Source organism: Actinomyces oris (genome assembly GCF_001929375.1).
In the GTDB taxonomy this organism is placed as follows: domain Bacteria; phylum Actinomycetota; class Actinomycetes; order Actinomycetales; family Actinomycetaceae; genus Actinomyces; species Actinomyces oris_B.
The window spans coordinates 184,778-201,240 of the sequence record NZ_MSGO01000038.1; the positions used below are offsets into that span (position 1 = coordinate 184,778).

At 70.3% G+C, this 16,463-nt stretch carries 16 protein-coding genes; 7 read left to right on the top strand and 9 right to left on the bottom strand.

Going from position 1 to position 16,463, the window contains the following annotated elements:
- The first annotated feature begins 205 nt into the window (after positions 1-205).
- Together BKH32_RS09665 and BKH32_RS09670 are read left to right on the top strand one after the other, a co-directional pair.
- A complete protein-coding gene (locus tag BKH32_RS09665) occupies positions 206-961 on the top strand; it encodes a TIGR00730 family Rossman fold protein (RefSeq protein ID WP_075249823.1) in 756 nt (251 codons plus the stop codon).
- 105 nt (positions 962-1,066) lie between these two features.
- Positions 1,067-1,234, top strand: coding sequence for a DUF3117 domain-containing protein (locus BKH32_RS09670; protein WP_009396029.1), 168 nt, complete (start codon positions 1,067-1,069; stop codon positions 1,232-1,234).
- A gap of 146 nt (positions 1,235-1,380) precedes the next feature.
- Here the strand turns inward: BKH32_RS09670 and BKH32_RS09675 are convergent, their stop codons facing one another.
- Positions 1,381-2,016 carry an O-methyltransferase gene (locus BKH32_RS09675; protein ID WP_075249824.1) on the bottom strand — a complete coding sequence of 212 codons (636 nt, stop codon included), beginning with the start codon at positions 2,014-2,016 and terminating at the stop codon, positions 1,381-1,383.
- A gap of 159 nt (positions 2,017-2,175) precedes the next feature.
- On the opposite strand from BKH32_RS09675, the gene BKH32_RS09680 reads away from it, so the two are divergent.
- Positions 2,176-3,057 (top strand): twin-arginine translocase TatA/TatE family subunit, encoded by an 882-nt coding sequence (locus tag BKH32_RS09680; RefSeq protein ID WP_075249825.1) that lies wholly within the window; start codon positions 2,176-2,178, stop codon positions 3,055-3,057.
- On the opposite strand, the gene BKH32_RS09685 is transcribed toward BKH32_RS09680, so the two are convergent.
- The 3 genes from BKH32_RS09685 to BKH32_RS09695 form a co-directional block, all read right to left on the bottom strand.
- The gene (locus tag BKH32_RS09685) at positions 3,044-4,186 is read right to left on the bottom strand and encodes an Mrp/NBP35 family ATP-binding protein (RefSeq protein WP_075249826.1); all 1,143 of its coding nucleotides are present in this window, start codon (positions 4,184-4,186) and stop codon (positions 3,044-3,046) included. The two genes, BKH32_RS09680 and BKH32_RS09685, sit on opposite strands and share 14 nt — an antisense overlap.
- A 71-nt stretch (positions 4,187-4,257) precedes the next feature.
- The gene (locus tag BKH32_RS09690; RefSeq protein WP_075249827.1) at positions 4,258-4,830 is read right to left on the bottom strand and encodes a DUF1003 domain-containing protein; all 573 of its coding nucleotides are present in this window, start codon (positions 4,828-4,830) and stop codon (positions 4,258-4,260) included.
- Positions 4,823-6,115: a magnesium transporter MgtE N-terminal domain-containing protein gene (locus BKH32_RS09695; RefSeq protein ID WP_075249828.1), complete on the bottom strand. Its 1,293-nt coding sequence runs from the start codon at positions 6,113-6,115 to the stop codon at positions 4,823-4,825. The genes BKH32_RS09690 and BKH32_RS09695 overlap by 8 nt, the downstream gene beginning before the upstream one ends.
- A gap of 80 nt (positions 6,116-6,195) precedes the next feature.
- On the opposite strand from BKH32_RS09695, the gene BKH32_RS09700 reads away from it, so the two are divergent.
- Both BKH32_RS09700 and BKH32_RS09705 read left to right on the top strand, forming a co-directional pair.
- Entirely contained in the window at positions 6,196-7,002 is an 807-nt protein-coding gene (locus tag BKH32_RS09700) for a general stress protein (RefSeq protein WP_075249829.1), read from the top strand.
- Positions 7,003-7,031: 29 nt separating this feature from the next.
- Complete coding sequence (locus BKH32_RS09705; RefSeq protein ID WP_075249830.1) at positions 7,032-7,880, top strand: sugar phosphate isomerase/epimerase family protein; 849 nt, start codon at positions 7,032-7,034, stop codon at positions 7,878-7,880.
- A 6-nt stretch (positions 7,881-7,886) separates the two neighbouring features.
- Here the strand turns inward: BKH32_RS09705 and BKH32_RS09710 are convergent, their stop codons facing one another.
- The 4 genes from BKH32_RS09710 to BKH32_RS09725 form a co-directional block, all read right to left on the bottom strand.
- The gene (locus BKH32_RS09710; protein ID WP_075249831.1) at positions 7,887-8,861 is read right to left on the bottom strand and encodes a cation diffusion facilitator family transporter; all 975 of its coding nucleotides are present in this window, start codon (positions 8,859-8,861) and stop codon (positions 7,887-7,889) included.
- The gene (locus BKH32_RS09715; protein WP_075249832.1) at positions 8,858-9,229 is read right to left on the bottom strand and encodes an ArsR/SmtB family transcription factor; all 372 of its coding nucleotides are present in this window, start codon (positions 9,227-9,229) and stop codon (positions 8,858-8,860) included. The genes BKH32_RS09710 and BKH32_RS09715 overlap by 4 nt, the downstream gene beginning before the upstream one ends.
- 56 nt (positions 9,230-9,285) lie before the next feature.
- Complete coding sequence (locus tag BKH32_RS09720; protein ID WP_075249833.1) at positions 9,286-10,908, bottom strand: aminopeptidase P family protein; 1,623 nt, start codon at positions 10,906-10,908, stop codon at positions 9,286-9,288.
- Between the two features lie 66 nt (positions 10,909-10,974).
- Entirely contained in the window at positions 10,975-12,075 is a 1,101-nt protein-coding gene (locus BKH32_RS09725; RefSeq protein ID WP_075249834.1) for a Gfo/Idh/MocA family protein, read from the bottom strand.
- A gap of 36 nt (positions 12,076-12,111) precedes the next feature.
- Here BKH32_RS09725 and BKH32_RS09730 point away from each other — a divergent pair, with 36 nt between their 5' ends.
- Entirely contained in the window at positions 12,112-12,957 is an 846-nt protein-coding gene (locus BKH32_RS09730; protein ID WP_075249835.1) for a PHP domain-containing protein, read from the top strand.
- A 56-nt stretch (positions 12,958-13,013) separates the two neighbouring features.
- Complete coding sequence (locus tag BKH32_RS09735; protein WP_075249836.1) at positions 13,014-13,643, top strand: MarC family protein; 630 nt, start codon at positions 13,014-13,016, stop codon at positions 13,641-13,643.
- 67 nt (positions 13,644-13,710) lie between these two features.
- On the opposite strand, the gene BKH32_RS09740 is transcribed toward BKH32_RS09735, so the two are convergent.
- Positions 13,711-15,372, bottom strand: a complete 1,662-nt coding sequence (locus BKH32_RS09740; protein ID WP_075249837.1) for a DEAD/DEAH box helicase — start codon at positions 15,370-15,372, stop codon at positions 13,711-13,713.
- Positions 15,373-16,463 lie beyond the last annotated feature (1,091 nt).

Below are 16,463 nucleotides of genomic sequence, written 5' to 3' on the forward strand. Positions count from 1 at the left end.
CGATGGAACATACCTGAAGATAAGATATCTTGAATTAAATTGGCGGTGTAATTCGAGGTTGTTTTGAGAGTCTTGAGAGATGTGATGTTGGCGAGAAGGAAATGGGTGGCGGGAGCGGATTTCTGGGACTTTTGTCCCCTAGATGTCCTTTGCCCTGAGCGTCGAACACGTCGCCGGCTCGCCAGGATTAAGGGATCATGGCGGCATGAGTACACGCGAGTCCTACCGCAAGGGACCAGTGGTGCTGCGCGGCACCCAGATCCCCACCCAGACCACTGATGCGCGACTGCTGAGCAGTGACGCCGACGCCGACTGGCTCCACGCCGACCCGTGGCGGGTCATGCGCATCCAGGCGGAGTTCGTCGAGGGCTTCGGGGCCCTGGCGGAGCTGGGGGCGGCCATCAGCGTCTTCGGCTCGGCCCGCAGCAAGCCCGAGGACCCCGCCTACCGCGTGGCCATGGAGGTCGGCGCCGGACTGGCGCGCGCCGGCTACGCCGTCATCACCGGAGGTGGTCCGGGCATGATGGAGGCCGCCAACCGCGGGTGCCACGAGGCCGGTGGAACCTCGGTGGGACTGGGCATCGAGCTGCCCCATGAGCAGGGCATGAACGAGTACGTCGACCTCGGGGTCAACTTCCGCTACTTCTTCGCCCGCAAGACCATGTTCGTCAAGTACTCCGACGGATTCGTCGTCATGCCCGGCGGAATGGGGACTCTCGACGAGCTCTTCGAGGCCCTCACCCTGGTCCAGACGCAGAAGATCTCCTTCTTCCCCATCGTCCTGGTGGACAGCGGCTACTGGGGCGGGCTGCTGGAGTGGTTGCGCACCACGATGGTCGCGCGCGGCGCGATCTCCGCGACCGACCCCGACCTGCTGCACGTCGTCGACGACGCCGAGGCCGCGGTGGACTACGTGGTCAGCGCGGCCCGCCGGCTGCGTGAGGACCGTGCGGGGGCGTGAATCGCGTCATGGCAGGCGCATCCTCGAACGTCGCACCTTGAATGTCGTAGAATATGACAGGTCGCGCGGCGATGTGCCCGCGCAGCACTGACGAAAGGTGAGCACATGGCTGCCATGAAGCCCCGGACCGGAGACGGCCCCCTCGAAGTCGTCAAGGAAGGCCGCGCCATCATCATGCGGGTTCCGCTTGAGGGCGGTGGTCGACTCGTCCTCGAGATCACGGCCGATGAGGTCAAGGCACTCGGAGAGGCTCTGGCCAACGCCAAGATCTGACCGATCCAGGCGCCCCGGGGCAGCCGGCACCACTCGGTCCTCGGGGGCGAGGAGCCGGTGGCCGAGTCATCCAGCCTCACGAGAGAGGGCCGGACCCAGTGGGGGCCGGCCCTCTTCCCCGTCCCGCCCGGTTGGGCGGTGAGCGGTCACGTCTGGCGCACGGAGACGAGCAGGCCGTCTCCGACGGGCAGCAGTGTGGTCAGCAGGGCCCGGGAGGCGCGCAGGGCCTTACCGAGCTCACGGGCTGCCACGGTGGTGACGTCGCGGCGGGCCGGGTCGGCCACGTGGTCGTTCCACAGGGCGCGGGTGACGGCCAGGACCCCGCCGGGGCGCAGCATCCGCAGGGCGTTGGAGGCCAGGAGGATGGCCTCCTCCGGGGCGACGTCGAGCACCACCATGTCGTAGGAACGGGCCGCCATCCGAGGCATGACATCCGAGGCCCGCCCCTGGATGATGCGGGTGCGCGAGGAGGGGTAGCCGGCCCCGTCGAAGGCGCGGCGGGCCTCGCGCTGAAGCTCGGGCTCGACGTCGATCGTGGTGAGGACCCCGTCAGTGCCCATCCCGCCCAGCAGCCACAGGCCCGAGACGCCGGTGCCGGTGCCGACCTCGGCCACGGACTTGGCCCCCACTGAGGCGGCCAGTATCCGCAGCGTTGCCCCGGTCCCCGAGGACACCGGGGTGATGCCGAGCTCGAGCCCGCGCATGCGGGCCTGGGCGGTGGCCTCGTCCTCCGCGGTGAAGTCCTCCGTGTAGGACCAGCTCAGCGTCTTGTCCGCACTCACTGTGAGCCTTTCTTCTGCTGCGGGGTGCCAGGCGCACCCCTCGGGCCACATTGTTCCAGGTGTTCGGCCCGATAGGCGGAAGGGCACTCGCTCGGGTGAGTCCGCCGGTAGGCGAACCGAGGCGGACCGGGGCGGTCAGGACTCCCTATACTGAGCGGCGTGTTCGGCATCAACGGATCTGAGTTCCTCGTCATCATCCTGGTGGCGGTGATCGTGGTGGGGCCGCAGCGCTTGCCCGAGTACACCCGCAAGCTCACGCAGATGGTGCGTCAGCTCAGGGTGTTCCTGGACAACGCGCGCAGCCAGATCGCCGAGGAGGTCGGCCCCGAGATGGCCGACCTGGACCTGTCCAGTCTCGACCCGCGCCAGTACGACCCCCGCAAGATCGTGCGCGACGCCCTGGGGGAGGACATCGACGCCATCCGCGAGGACCTCACCCACCCCTTCCGGTCCGTCGGATCAGCTGCCAAGGAGATCTCCGACGACGCCGCCCAGGCAGTCAACGACGTGGTCAAGCAGGACCGGGCCGCGTCGCTGAGCAAGCAGATCGAGGCCAAGCGGGACGCGCAGCTGGCCGAGAACGACGCCGAGACCGCTGAGAACAGCGAGAGCACGGAGAGCTCCGAGAGCCCGCAGAGCGCTGAGCAGTCCTCCGACTCCATCCCACCGCGGGGAGTGCTCCAGCAGGCGAACGACGCCGAGCCCGAGGCTGCCTCCGAGTCGGCTGAGTCGGTCGAGTCGGCTGAAGCGACTGACGGGCCTGATGAGACCGAGCCGGAGAAGACCGAGGTCGAACAGTCCGAGGATGCTGAGCAGACCGAACAGCCGACTGAGCCGGAGCCGGTGGAGGTCCCGACCAGCCTGGTCGAGCCGCAGGCCACTGCCTCCGGTGAGGAATCGGGGGACGCCGCCACGGCGGGCGATGACACCCGCACCCGCGTGCGGCCCTTGTCCCCGCGTGACATCGTGCGCGCCGCCAACGCCGCCGCACGCACCCGCGCCGAGGCCGCGCGCGTCGCCGTCGACTTCAGGCCGGGGTGACTCCCAGGCTCTTGCCGGCCAGACCGCGAGAGCGGTGAGTCAGGCGTTGGGCCACAGCGGACAGCTCCAGGGCTGCGGGGGCGTCGGCGGCCGGCTTGCCGTCGTCGGCCACGGCTGCCGGACGACCGGTGTCGGATCCCTCCCGCAGACGGATGTCCAGCGGCAGCTGGGCCAGCAGCGGCACCTCGTAGCCGAGGGTCTCGCTCAGGGAGACACTGACGATCTCGCCCCCGCCGGAGCCGAAGATCTCCAGGTGTGAGCCGTCGGGCTGGGGCATGTAGGACATGTTCTCGATGACTCCCACCACCTTCTGGTGCGTCTGGGCGGCGATGAGACCGGTGCGCTCAGCCACCTCGGCGGCGGCCGTCTGCGGGGTGGTGACTACGAGGATCTCGGCGCTGGGCAGCAGCTGGGCCACGGAGATCGTCACGTCGCCGGTCCCGGGCGGCAGGTCCAGCAGCAGGACGTCCAGGTCGCCCCAGAACACGTCGGAGAGGAACTGCTGGACGGCGCGGTGCAGCATGGGGCCGCGCCAGACGACCGGCTGCTTGTCCTCCACGAACATGCCGATGGAGATGACCTTCACGCCGTGGGCCACCGGCGGCACGATCATGCCGTCGAGCTGGGTGGGCACCTGGTCCACCCCCAGCATGCGCGGGATGGAGAAGCCGTAGATGTCGGCGTCGACCACGCCCACGCTCAGGCCCTGGGCGGCCATGGCTGCGGCCAGGTTCGCCGTCACCGAGGACTTGCCGACCCCGCCCTTGCCGGAGGTGACGGCGTAGACCCGGGTGAGGTTGCCCGGCTGGGTGAAGGGAATCACCGGTTCGGCGGCCCCTCCGCGCAAGCGGCGTCGCAGCTCGGCCTTCTGCTCGTCGTTCATGACGCCCAGGTGCACCTGGACCTCGGTGACGCCCTCGACGGTGCCGACCTCGCGCCGGGTGTCGGCGGTGATCGTGTCCTTCAGGGGGCACCCGGCCACGGTCAGGAGCACCTCGACGCTGACCACGCCGTTCTCGGCGATGTCAACGGAGGAGACCATTCCCAGGTCGGTGATGGGGCGGTGCAGCTCGGGGTCGATGACCCTGGCCAGCGCCTCCATAACGGCGTCACGAGTCGGTTGCGGCATGGCCCCATCCTAGGGGCGCCCCGGAGCGCCACGACAGGTGGCGAGCCCCACGTGAGGGCGGGGAGGCGCCCTCAGTGAGCGGCGCGCTGCCCGGGAGCGGTGTCGGGCTCGCCGTCGCCGCTGTCCTGGAACTCGGCGATCTCCTCACGGGTGAGACGCTCCTCGGCAAGGATCTCGCTGAGCATGTCACGCAGTTCGCTGCGCACGAAGTCGCGGGTGGCGACGTCGTTCATGGCCAGGCGCAGAGCGGCGATCTCCCGGGTGAGGAACTCGGTGTCCTCCAGGTTGCGCTGGGCGCGCTGGCGGTCCTGCTCGGCGGTGACGCGGTCACGGTCGTCCTGCCGGTTCTGGGCCAGCATGATGAGGGGGGCCGAGTAGGAGGCCTGCGTGGAGAAGGCCAGGTTGAGCAGGATGAAGGGGTAGGGGTCCCAGGCCTTCTGCATCTTGGCCAGGACGAGGTTCGCCCCGATCCACACGATGACGAAGATCGACATGTAGAGCACGAAGCGGGGCGAGCCCATGAAGCGGGCGGTCGCCTCGGCGAAGCGGCCGAAGCCGTCGGAGCGCGAGGCGTGGGCCGGATGCGTCCTGCGCAGCCACCGCAGGCGACTGTCGGGCAAGGGCTGGTCGAGCTGGTCAGGCATTGGCGCCCCTCTCGATCGTCTCGTCGGTGACGGCCTCGTCGGCCACGCGCCAGTCGTCGGGCATGAGGTGGTCCAGGACGTCGTCGACACTGACGGCGCCCAGCAGGCGCCCGGCGTCATCGAGGACCGGCAGGGCCGTCAGGTTGTAGGTGGCCAGCAGGCGGGTGACGGTACCGATGGAGTCCTCGGGGCGCACGGAGTCGACGTCGGTGTCCACGATGGAGCCGACCATGCGCTGGGGGCGCTCGCGTAGGGCCCGCTGAAAGTGGATCATGCCCACGAACTTGCCGGTGGGGGACTCCAGGGGCGGGCGGCACACGAAGCCGACGGCGGCCAGGGCGGGAGGAACCTCGGCCTTGCGGGACTGGGCCAGGAAGGTCGCCACGGTCGACTCGGGGGGCAGGATGATCGGCTCGGTGGTCATCAGGCCGCCGGCGGTGTAGTCGTCGTAGGCCATGAGGCGACGCACGTCCTCGGCCTCCTCGGGCTCCATGAGCCCCAGCAGCTCAGTGGCCTTGAGCTGGGGGAGGTCGGCGACCAGGTCGGCGGCGTCGTCGGGCTGCATGACGTCCAGGACGTCGGCGGCGCGACCGGCCTCCAGCCGGGACAGGAGCGCGACGGCGTCCTCGTTGCCGAGCTCCTCCAGGACGTCGGCCAGGCGCTCGTCGGTCAGCTCGGTGGCCACGCGCATCTGGCTGTCCTGGGGCAGGTCGCGCATGACGTCGGCCAGGTCGGCGGGCTTGAGGTCCTCCAAGGTGGCCAGCAGCGCGGTGGCGCCCTGCTGGTCGGCGCTGGCGGCCAGGCCGCTGACCTCGTCGGGGCGCACCGTGAAGGTCTCCCCGCGGCGCAGGCCCAGGGGTCCGGAGGAGGCCCGCTGGACGAACAGGCGGGTCACCTTCCAGTCCATGCCGCGGTCGCGCTCGATGGCCACGTCCCGCACGGTGACGGTCCCCGAGCCGTCGCGCATGGTGACCACCCGGTCCAGCAGCTCGCCGACGACCAGGGTCTCCACGTGGCGCTGGGTGAAGCGGCGGATGTTCATCAGGCCAGTGGTGATGACGGCTCCGGGCTCGATCGCGGTGATCCTCGACAGGGGCAGGAAGACGCGGCGCCGGCTGGAGACGTCGATGACGAAGCCGACGGCCCGGGGCTCCCCACGCATCTGCAGCAGGACGACGACGTCATGGACCTTGCCCACCGCATCGCCCAAAGGATCGAAGACGGAGGTGCCGATGAGGCGGGCCACAAAAACCCTGCTGGTCGTGCGCGTCCTGGTGTTCTCCACAAGCCAAGCCTATGCGCCTGAGGCGTGATTGCCCGCCGATGGGTCCGTGCCGCGCGCCCGTGCGTGCGACGATAGCCCCTATGAATGCCAATCCGAGCCCGTTGTCCTCCCTGACCTCATCCAGCGGTGGTGTCATGCCCCAGGGGGAGGAGGTGGCCTCCTTCGCGACCTACCCCGAGGCGCAGAGGGCGGTCGACGCCCTGTCGGACCAGGGCTTCCCGGTGCAGCACCTGGCGATCATCGGCACTGACCTGCGCCAGGTCGAGCGCATCACCGGGCGCTTGAGCTGGGGGAGAGCGGTGATGTCGGGGACCATGAACGGCCTGTGGATCGGGATGTTCTTCGGCATCATCATGTCGGTGGCCGGCAGCAGCGGTCCCCGGCTCAGCTTCTGGGCCTGCGTCCTGCTGGGGGTGCTGTGGGGCATCGTCTTCCAGCTCTTCAGCTACGCCCTGACCCGAGGGCGGCGCGACTTCACCTCCATCAGCCAGGTCGTGGCCTCGCGCTACTCGATCATCGCCGCCCGTGAGATTCACGAGGCCAGCCAGGCCCTGGCCGATGTCCCGGGCAACCTCGCGCGCGGGGTAGGGGCACTGCGGCGCTCGCAGGAGCGCCGTCGGGCTCGGGAGGAGGCCCCCGGGCCCACCGCCTTCGGATCGCGCCCCGATGAGCAGCCCCGCTTCGGGGTGCGACTGCCTCAGCCCGGCAGCAGCACCCCCGACCGGGCCACCGCCACCCCGGCCGGCGCCTCCTCCAGCGCCCCGAGCGTCCCGAAGGACTACGACCCCTTCCTGCGCTCCTCGCGATCGGAGGATCGCAAGGAGACGGGGACCTCGGCGTCGTCGCAGGAGACCGGCGATGAGGCCGGCTCCGGTGACGAGAGCTGACCGGTGCTGAGGGACGAGGAAGTGCGGCAATGAGCATTCCGGTAGGGCTGTCGACCGCCTGCGTGGTTCCCGGCAGTGTTCCCGAGACCTTCGCCATCGCCCAGGAGCTGGGCTATGACGGGGTCGAGATCATGGTCTGGAGTGAGAAGGCATCCCAGGACGCCACCCGGCTGGCGGCCCTGGTGGAGAAGTACGACCAGCCGGTGCTGGCGGTCCACGCCCCCACGCTGCTGGTGACCCGCGGGGTCTTCGGCGCGGACCCGTGGGACAAGGTGGACCGCTCCATCGAGCTGGCCCACTACCTCGAGGCGCCCACGGTGGTGCTGCACCCGCCCTTCTTCTGGCAGACCCGTTACGCGCGCTCCTTCATCGCCGGGGTCGCGCAGCGCGAGGCGACCACGGGCATCCACCTGGCGGTGGAGAACATGTTCACCTGGCGGCCCCGTCACGCCCACTCCACGCGCGACTTCCAGGCCTACTCGCCCACCTGGGACCCGGTGGGGCAGGGCTACAAGTCGGTGACACTGGACATTTCCCACGCCGCCACCTCCGGCTCCGACGCCCTGGCCATGGCCCGTTCGCTGGGTCCCACGCTGCGTCACCTGCACCTGACCGACGGCGTGCCCGGGCCCCTGGACGACCACCTGCTGCCCGGGCAGGGCAACCAGGACTGCGCCGGGGTCCTCAAGCACCTGGTGGCCACCGGCTTCGAGGCCGGTGGGGGACAGGTCGTCGTCGAGGTGACCACCCGGTCCATGACGGCCGCCCAGCGTCTCGAGGGACTCGCCAGCGCCCTGGCCTTCGCCCGCGAGCACCTGGAGGGCGGGGAGCCGGCTCACATTCCCGAGCCGACCCGGAAGCGCTACCGCCGTACCTGACCCGGTCTAGCAGTAGGTGGCCTCGTGCTCCAGGTGCGAGAGCGGCTCGAGCTGGAGGGTCGCGTGCTGGATCTTCACCGGGAAGTGCTCGGCCACGCAGTGTTGGAGCCGGTCGAGGATCTCCTCGGTGTGACCGTCGCGCAGGCACTCGTCGCGGACGACGACGTGCGCGGTCAGCACCGGCATGCCTGAGGCGACGGTCCACGCGTGCAGGTCGTGGACCTCCTCGACGTGGTCGATGCCGAGCATGTGCGAGCGCACCTGTGCCAGGTCCAGCTCCCGGGGGGTGAAGTCCATGAGGACCGCCAGGGCCGAGCGCAGCAGCGTCACCGCCCTGGGCAGGATGAGGAAGGCGATGAGCAGGGAGGCCACGGCGTCGGCCCGGGTCCAGCCGGTGCGGGCCACGACGGCGGCGGCGATGATGACGCCCACCGATCCCAGGGCGTCATTGAGGACCTCCAGGAGGGCGGCCCTCATGTTGAGGTTCTCGCCGTGTCCGTCATGACCCCGGCCACCGGAGAGGACCAGCAGCGCGATGACGTTGGCGGCCAGGCCGATGACGCCCATGACGAGCATGCCGGAGGCCTCGACCTGCGGGGCCACCAGCAGGTTGTGAACCGCCTTGAAGGCCACGAAGAGGCCGACGACGGCGAGCATGCCCGCCTGGAGCGCGGCCCCGATGACCTCGGCGCGGCGCATGCCCCAGGTGGAGCGGTCCGTGGCGGGGCGCGTGGACAGGTGCGCGGCCGTCAGGGCCATGGCCAGGCCGGCGACGTCGGTGAGCATGTGCCCGGCGTCGGCCAGCAGTGCGAGTGAGCCGGTGAGAAGGGCGGTGATGATCTCGGCCACCAGGACGGTGGCCGACAGGCACAGGGCGACCAGGAGCCGTCCGCGCGAGGCCCCGGCGCCGTGGTTGTGCGAGTGCCCGTGAGAAGGACTGTGGGAATGATCGTGGCGCTCGTGGCCGCCCGAGGTACTCATTGGGGCTCCTTGTCCCGGCTCGCGGCGTCCGCGGAGATGGTGGCGGCCAGGGACTCGGCCGCGGAGAGGACCTGCTCGATGGCCTCGGGGTTCTCGATCCGGCTGACGTTGGCCCTCCCGTGGGAGTGACTGGAGATGAGGCCGGCGCTGCGCAGGATCGCCAGGTGCTGGGAGACGGTCGACTGGGCCAGGCCCAGGTGCTCGGTCAGCTCCACCACCCGGTGCTCGCCGCCGTGGAGGTGACGCAGGATCGCCAGGCGGGTGGCGTCCCCCAGGACGTCGAGCAGCGAGGCCACGGTGGAGGCCTCGCGCACGGCACTGTGGTCCTGGGGGCGGTCCTCGGGCAGCAGCCCATGTTTCATCGTCATGTGCCGATGCTATCAGCGAGTGACGATGAGAGGCAAGGGGGTGACCGAGCAGTCAGTCAGGCGATGAGCCCGCTGACCCAGGCCTCGACCTCCTCCACAGTGCGGGGCACGTCCTGGGTGAGGCGCTCCACGCTGCCGTCCTCGCGCACGACGACGTCGTCCTCGATGCGCACACCCGTGCCGCGCATCTCGGCGGGCACCAGCAGGTCGTCCTGGCGGAAGTACAGCCCCGGCTCGATGGTGAAGCACATGCCCGGCCTGAGCTCGGCCTCCATGTACATCTCGCGGCGCGCCTGGGCGCAGTCGTGGACATCCAGGCCCAGGTGGTGGCTGGTGCCGTGAACCATCCAGCGCCGGTGGTACTGGCCCTCGGGGGCCAGGGAGTCGGCGGCGCTCACGCCCTCGGGCAGCATCCCCCACTCCTCCAGACGGGCGGCGATCACCTCCATGGCGGCGGCGTGGACGTCCTTGAAGCGGCAGCCCGGCGTGCCCGCTCGGGCGAAGGCGGCGTCGGCGGCGTCGAGAACCGCCTGGTAGATCCGGCGCTGAGCCTCGGTGAAGCGGCCATCGACCGGGATCGTGCGGGTGACGTCAGCGGTGTAGAGGGAGTCGACCTCGACGCCTGCGTCCACCAGGACCAGCTGACCGGGTTCGACGGCGCCGTCATTGTTGATCCAGTGCAGGGTGTTGGCGTGGTCGCCTGCCGCGGCGATCGTGTCATAGCCCAGGCCGTTGCCCTCCTCGCGGGCCTTGGCCCCGAAGGCCCCTTCCAGGACCCGCTCGCCGCGCCAGTGGCCGCGGGCGCGGGGGATGGAGCGGATGAGGTCGTCGAAGCCGGCCTTGGTGGCGGCGACGGCGGCGCGCAGCTGGTCGATCTCCCAGGCGTCCTTGACCAGGCGCAGCTCGCTGGCGGCCTCGGCCAGACCGGCGTCCAGCTCCGTGGCGACCTCGCCGGTCTCCAACCCGGCCTGCTGGCGGGTGGTGGTCACCAGAGCGGTGACGGACTCATCGGCCTCGGCGACGACGCGCAACCGCACCGCGCCGGCACCGGCGTCCTTGGCCAGCGCGTCGGGCAGGGAGTCGATGTGGGCGCAGCGCATGCCGGTGGATGCCTCGACCTCCTCCAGGGAGGGGCGTACGCCCACCCACAGCTCGCCATAGCGGGGGTCGCCGTAGAACTCCTGGCTGGATCGCGAGGCCCGAGGCCGGAAGTAGAGGACCGCCTCGTGCGTCGGGGCGCCGCCGTCCGCGTCACCGGAGCCGTCCGGGGAGCCGGCGTCCGGGGCCGGAGAGGTGAGGGGGTCCAGGACGAGCACGGCGTCCGGCTCGAAGTCCGTGCCGGTGCCGGCCAGGTGGGCGAAGGCGCTGTGGGGCCTGAACCGGTAGTCGCAGTCGTTGTTACGCACCTTGAGCGCGCCTGCGGGCAGCACCAGGCGCTCGCCGGGGAAGAGCCTTCCGAGGGCCTCGCGCCGGGCCGCCGCCCAGGGGGCCGCCTCGCTGCGGGCGGGCAGCCCTTCGGGACGGGGACCCCAGCCTGAGCCGATGAAGTCCCTGAAGGCCTGGTTGCCGGGCTGGCGGGACCGGTTGGAGCCTCGCGCGGCCAAGGACTGGGGGGCCTCCTGCGAGGAGGCGGGGGCCTCGTCGGACGGGTGGGTGTCTGCGGGAGAAGTCGATGCCATAGGGGCATCATCCCACTGTTGAGCCCCTGCCGGTGCTGGGCGGGGCCCCAGGGACACTGGAACGGATCAGCCCTGCTCGTCGGCCGGGAAGCGCACCCCCACCTGGCGGCGAGCCTCCTGCAGGACCCCGACCGCCGCCACGGAACGACTCAGCGGGTGCAGATCCGACTCGCGCGCGCCGGCACGTACCAGGCGGCACACCTCGGCCAGCTCGTAGGCGAGCTGGTGGCCGGGCGCCTGGGCGCCGCGCTCGACCGACAGGTCCTCACTCGCGCCCCTTCCCGCCGCCGGGCCGCGCAGCTCGATGCGCCCGGGCCACTGGCAGTCGTCGATGCTCAGCACGTCATGGTCCCCGGCGAAGCTCGACTCCGTCCCCGGGGAGGTCTTGGAGTGCAGGCAGACGACCTCCAGCCCGGTGTGCTCACCGGAGTCGTAGGACAGGACCACCGTGCCTCGTGCGTCGACGCCGCACTCCAGCAGCGTCCCCGTGGCCGTCACCCGGTCCGGCTCACCGAAGAGGTGGATGGCCAGGCTGACCGGGTAGATGCCCAGGTCCATGAGGGAACCGCCGCCCAGCGTCGGGTTGAAGGCCGGCGGCAGACCGCCGGAGCGGTAGATCTCCATCCGCGAGGAGAACTGCTCCTTGGACAGCACCACCCGGTGCAGCCGCCCCAGCCGCGGCAGGTGCTCACGCAGCCGAGCCACCCCGGGCTCGAAGGCGGACAGCCACCCCTCCATGAGGAAACGGTCGGCCGCCCGCGCCGCCTCCACCATCGCCTCGGCCTGTGAGCGCGTCAGGGCGAAGGGCTTCTCCACCACCACGTGGAAACCGGCCTTTAGTGCCGCGATCGCGTGCTGCGCGTGCAAGGAGTTGGGGGAGCCCACATGGACGACGTCGATCGGGGCCTGCGAGTCCGGGCCGTGGGCGGCGAGCATCTCCTCGAGCGAGGCGTGGGCATCGGCGATCCCGTGCTCGGCGGCGAAGGCGACGGCGCGTTCGCGGTGGGCGGAGGTGACGGCCACGATCTGGGCGGCCGGCTCGCGGGCGACCGCCTCGGCGAACCACCGGGCGATGAAACCGGCCCCGATCACCCCGAAGCGGACCGGGGCGTCCTCGGTGCTCCGCGTGTCAGGCACGGTATCTGTCATATGGCTCAGGTCGCTCATGTCGTCCAGTCTTCCACGCCTCCCTACACTGTCCCAGTGCGCATCGACCCTCACACCCACTCGGCCTGCTCCGACGGCACCGACTCGCCCGCCGGACTCATGGCTCAGGCGGCCGGGGCCGGCCTCGACGTCGTCGGGCTGACCGACCACGACACGATGGCCGGCTGGGAGGAGGCGGCCCGGGCCGTCCCGGACACCGGCGTCGCCCTGCTGCGCGGCACCGAGATCTCCTGCGCCGCCGACGGGGTCACCCTCCACCTGCTGTCCTACCTGCACCGGGCCGACGACGCGGGACTGGAGGCCGCCTTCGCCCGCGCCCGCCGCTCGCGTGACAGCCGGGCGCAGCGGATGGTCGAGCTCCTCAGCGAGGACTACCCGCTCACCTGGGAGGACGTCCTGTCCCAGTCCGCCGACTCTCACACGATCGGCCGGCCCCACATCGCCGACGCCCTGGTGGCGGCCGGGTCCTTCCCCGATCGTAACGCCGCCTTCGCCGGGCCGCTGGCCACCTCCTCGCCCTACTACGTCCACCACTGGGCGCTGGACCCGGTGGAGGCCTGCCGCCTGGTTCGCGCCGCCGGCGGAGTCCCGGTGGCGGCTCACCCGCGCGCCCCCTCGCGCCAGCGCCGCCTCGTGCCCGATGAGACCTTCGCCCAGATGGCCGAGGCCGGCCTGGCGGCCCTGGAGATGAACCACCGCGACCAGGGCCCCGAGCAGCGCGAGCAGGTTCGCCTTCTGGCCCAGCGCCTGGGGCTGGGGCTGTCGGGGGCCTCGGACTACCACGGCACCGGTAAGCCCAACCGCCTGGGGGAGAACCTCATGCCGCCCGAGCTGCTGGAACGGATCCTCGACGAGGGCGCCCTCGACCTCGTCCGCCCCTGAGACCCGACCGGCCACGGCACCCGACGCCTGCCGAGCGGCGGTGATAGAAACACTCCATGCTGCAGTCCGTCTTCGACACCACGGTCTTCGCCACGACTTTCACCACGCTCCTGGTCATTCAGGACCCCCTGGGCGCCATCCCGATCTTCCTGTCCCTGACCTCGCGGCAGACGCCCACCGAGCGCGCCGCCTCCGCACGCCAGGCCACGGTCGTCTCCCTCGCCGTCATCGTGCTCTTCGCGGTCTTCGGGCGCTACATCCTGAAGTTCCTGGGGATCTCGGTGCCCTCCCTCCAGGTGGCCGGCGGACTACTGCTGCTCCTGGTGGCCCTCGAGCTGCTGACCGACAAGGTCGATGAGAACCCCGATCCCGACGCCGTCACCGCCAACGCCGCCCTCGTGCCCCTGGGTACGCCCCTGCTGGCCGGGCCCGGTGCGATCGTCGCGGCGATGGTCGCCGTGGACACCACCGGAGGCGGAGTGGCCGGATGGGTCTCCGTGACGGCTGCGATCATCGGCACGCACGTCGCCATCTGGGCCTCGCTGCGCTTCTCCCTGGGGCTCAACCGGGTGCTGGGCACCTCCGGCATCCGGATCCTCACCCGGGTCATGGGGCTGCTCCTGGCAGCCATCGCCGTCCAGATCATGGCCGACGGCGTCTTCGCCTTCCTGGAGATCCGCCTCTGACCCGGGTCCGTCCCGGAGCCGGACAGCGGCTGAGACCCGCGTGAGTCTCAGCCGCTTCCATACGGTCCTACTCGCCGGTGGTCCCGTCAATGGGGCGGCCGCCGCGAGTGCGCTTACGGGTGCGCTTGCGCCGGGGCTTCGCCTCGCCGTCGGCCGAGCGCCGGGAGCGCTCAGTGCGCTTGGCGTCCCTGCCGCCGTGGCCCCGGCCGCGCTCCGAGCGCCCGCCCTGCCTGCCGGACTGCTTGCGCCCGCGCCTGCCGGTCTCGCCCAGGTCCTCGATCTCCTCGGCGTCCAGTCCCTCCAGGGTGCGCTTGTGACGGGGCAGGCGGCCGGTGACCTTCTCCGGGATCGACAGGTCGGAGAACAGGTGCTTACTGGTGTGGTAGGTCTCCACCGGCTCCTCAATGGGCAGACCCAGGGCCTTGGCGATGATCCGCCAGCGCGGCACGTCGTCCCAGTCCACGAAGGTGACCGCCGTGCCGGAGTTGCCGGCGCGACCAGTGCGCCCGATGCGGTGGACGTAGATCTTCTCGTCCTCGGGGCACTGGTAGTTGATGACGTGGGTGACGTCGTCGACGTCGATGCCGCGGGCGGCCACGTCGGTGGCCACGAGGACGTCCACCTTGTTGTTGCGGAAGGCGCGCAGGGCCTGCTCGCGGGCCCCCTGACCGAGGTCGCCGTGCAGGGCCGCAGTGGCGAAGCCGCGGGCGCGCAGGTCGTCGGCCACCCGGGCCGCCGTGCGCTTGGTGCGCGCGAAGATGATGGTGCGTCCACGTCCCTCGGCCTGGAGGATCCGGGAGACGACCTCCACCTTGTTCATCGAGTGGGTGCGGTAGACGACCTGCTGGACCGTCTGGACGGTCATGCCCTCGTCGCCCGGGTCCTGGGCGCGGATATGGGTGGGGCGGGTCATGTAGCGGCGCGCCAGGGCGACCACGGCCCCGGGCATGGTGGCGCTGAAGAGCATCGTGTGCCGGTCGGCGCGGGTGCGGGCCAGGATCTTCTCCACATCCGGCAGGAATCCCAGGTCCAGCATCTCGTCGGCCTCGTCCAGGACGACGGTGGTGACGTGAGCCAGGTCCAGTACGCCGCGCTCCATGAGGTCGATGAGGCGGCCGGGAGTGCCCACGACGACCTCGGCCCCGCGCTCGAGGTCCTCGATCTGGGGCTCGTAGGCGCGCCCGCCGTAGACCTGGACGATGCGCACGGTGCGCTTGGCGGCAGCCGTGGACAGCTCCTCGGCGACCTGCTTGGCCAGCTCACGGGTGGGCAGGATGACCAGGGCCTGGGGGCTGCCGGAGGCCGGATCCTCGTCCCAGCCCTCCTCCCCGGGGCCCAGGGTGTCCATGAGCAGGGGGATGCCGAAACCCAGGGTCTTACCGGTACCGGTCTTGGCCTGACCGATGATGTCCTGCCCCTCCAGAGCCACCGGCAGGGTGAGGGCCTGGATGGGGAAGGGGTGGGTGATGCCCTTGGCGTCCAGGGCCTCACAGATCTCCGGCTCGACGCCGAAGTCGGCGAAGGTCTTGCGGCTCAGGTCGGTCTGGGCGCCCTCGTCGGTGATGTCGGGAGTGGCCTCGTCCAGGACGGGGGCGTGGGCGCCGGCCGTCTCGATGATCCCCGACGTGGTGCCAGCGGCACCGGCATCGGTGCACCCGATGGTGGTCTGGTCGTCTGTGGAGTTGTGGTCGGGCTCGACGGCGTCGGCCCCGTGCTGCTCGTTGCTCACGAGGTTCCTTGTCTTCTGATCAGGTTGAACCGGTCCGGCGCGGCTGTCGCTCGCGCGCACAGTCGAGTGCGCTGCGTGGGCGTTGGCGCCGTCGGATGTGGCAGCCGATCGCGAGTCATATCTGAGTCCATCTGACGACCGGGCAACCGTGGACGCCGTCAGCGTAGCGGTTTTCCAACATATTCGCGTCGCCTGGCGTCACCATGGCGGCTTGAGTGTGGGTGATGTCACGACGGATGTGGGAGAGGCCGGGCGGAGGTGGAGAGGACCGCATCTGGCTAACCGGTGCCACTGACTTCCGGGGCTGTTTCGGTTGGTGGTATGGATCTGCGTTCAGGACTTCGGTGAGCAAGAAAGGAAGACGGGATACCTCTCTCAGAACCCTTCATTCTCGGGAGGCTTCACCGCCACGGACGCACTCTCCTATGCCGCGTGGCCTCAGGAGATGAGGGAGGGTGAAGCTCGCAAGGCGGTTGACGGCGTCATTTCGGGACGCGATATCGCGATTGTCTCAAGAGTCGGCGATCCCGCTCTCCGCCCATCACGCGGATGATGTCGAGCAGCTGGCGGGCCGTGTCCACGTGCTGTCGCAAGGGAGACTGGTGTGGAGCGGCAGTGTTGACGAGCTGGGGAGTCGTGCGGGCAACGAGGTGCGGGGAGGCCGTCGTCTCCGATCCGAGTCGTCCATCTCCGCGCTCATCGGCGCCCGAGACGGGGGTGATGGTGACCGATAGGGCGACACGTCCGTCGTGGCAGTACATGCTGAAGTGCATGGCGACTCGTTACTGAGGGGCCGTGAGGCTTATTCACAGCATCTGTTGAAGGTGCGGTGACTTGCGCAGATGCTGGTGTCGGCTAGTCCTGTGAATAAGCCGCAAGGGTACGGCTGCGGCATCTACCCTACGAATGCGTGCGCTGGGGCTCAGTGATGGGTCTCGGCGGTGTGCTGTGAGGCCCTTGGTGTCACGATTGGCGACTTTTGGGGCGTCCATTGTCCGACGTGCCCGAGCCTGTGCCGTCTCTGACCTGCACATACGTGCCAGGGCGCGACGGTCATCGGCCAGAGGCGCGTCTAAAAGTCGCCAATCGTG

Excerpts from the sequence above, each read along its gene's own strand:
- BKH32_RS09665 (WP_075249823.1), top strand. The coding sequence starts at position 206 with ATGAGTACACGCGAGTCCTACCGCAAGGGACCAGTGGTGCTGCGCGGC.
- BKH32_RS09670 (WP_009396029.1), top strand. The coding sequence starts at position 1,067 with ATGGCTGCCATGAAGCCCCGGACCGGAGACGGCCCCCTCGAAGTCGTC.
- BKH32_RS09685 (WP_075249826.1), bottom strand. The coding sequence starts at position 4,186 with ATGCCGCAACCGACTCGTGACGCCGTTATGGAGGCGCTGGCCAGGGTC.
- BKH32_RS09690 (WP_075249827.1), bottom strand. The coding sequence starts at position 4,830 with ATGCCTGACCAGCTCGACCAGCCCTTGCCCGACAGTCGCCTGCGGTGG.
- BKH32_RS09700 (WP_075249829.1), top strand. The coding sequence starts at position 6,196 with ATGAATGCCAATCCGAGCCCGTTGTCCTCCCTGACCTCATCCAGCGGT.
- BKH32_RS09705 (WP_075249830.1), top strand. The coding sequence starts at position 7,032 with ATGAGCATTCCGGTAGGGCTGTCGACCGCCTGCGTGGTTCCCGGCAGT.
- BKH32_RS09710 (WP_075249831.1), bottom strand. The coding sequence starts at position 8,861 with ATGAGTACCTCGGGCGGCCACGAGCGCCACGATCATTCCCACAGTCCT.
- BKH32_RS09715 (WP_075249832.1), bottom strand. The coding sequence starts at position 9,229 with ATGACGATGAAACATGGGCTGCTGCCCGAGGACCGCCCCCAGGACCAC.
- BKH32_RS09720 (WP_075249833.1), bottom strand. The coding sequence starts at position 10,908 with ATGGCATCGACTTCTCCCGCAGACACCCACCCGTCCGACGAGGCCCCC.
- BKH32_RS09725 (WP_075249834.1), bottom strand. The coding sequence starts at position 12,075 with ATGAGCGACCTGAGCCATATGACAGATACCGTGCCTGACACGCGGAGC.
- BKH32_RS09735 (WP_075249836.1), top strand. The coding sequence starts at position 13,014 with ATGCTGCAGTCCGTCTTCGACACCACGGTCTTCGCCACGACTTTCACC.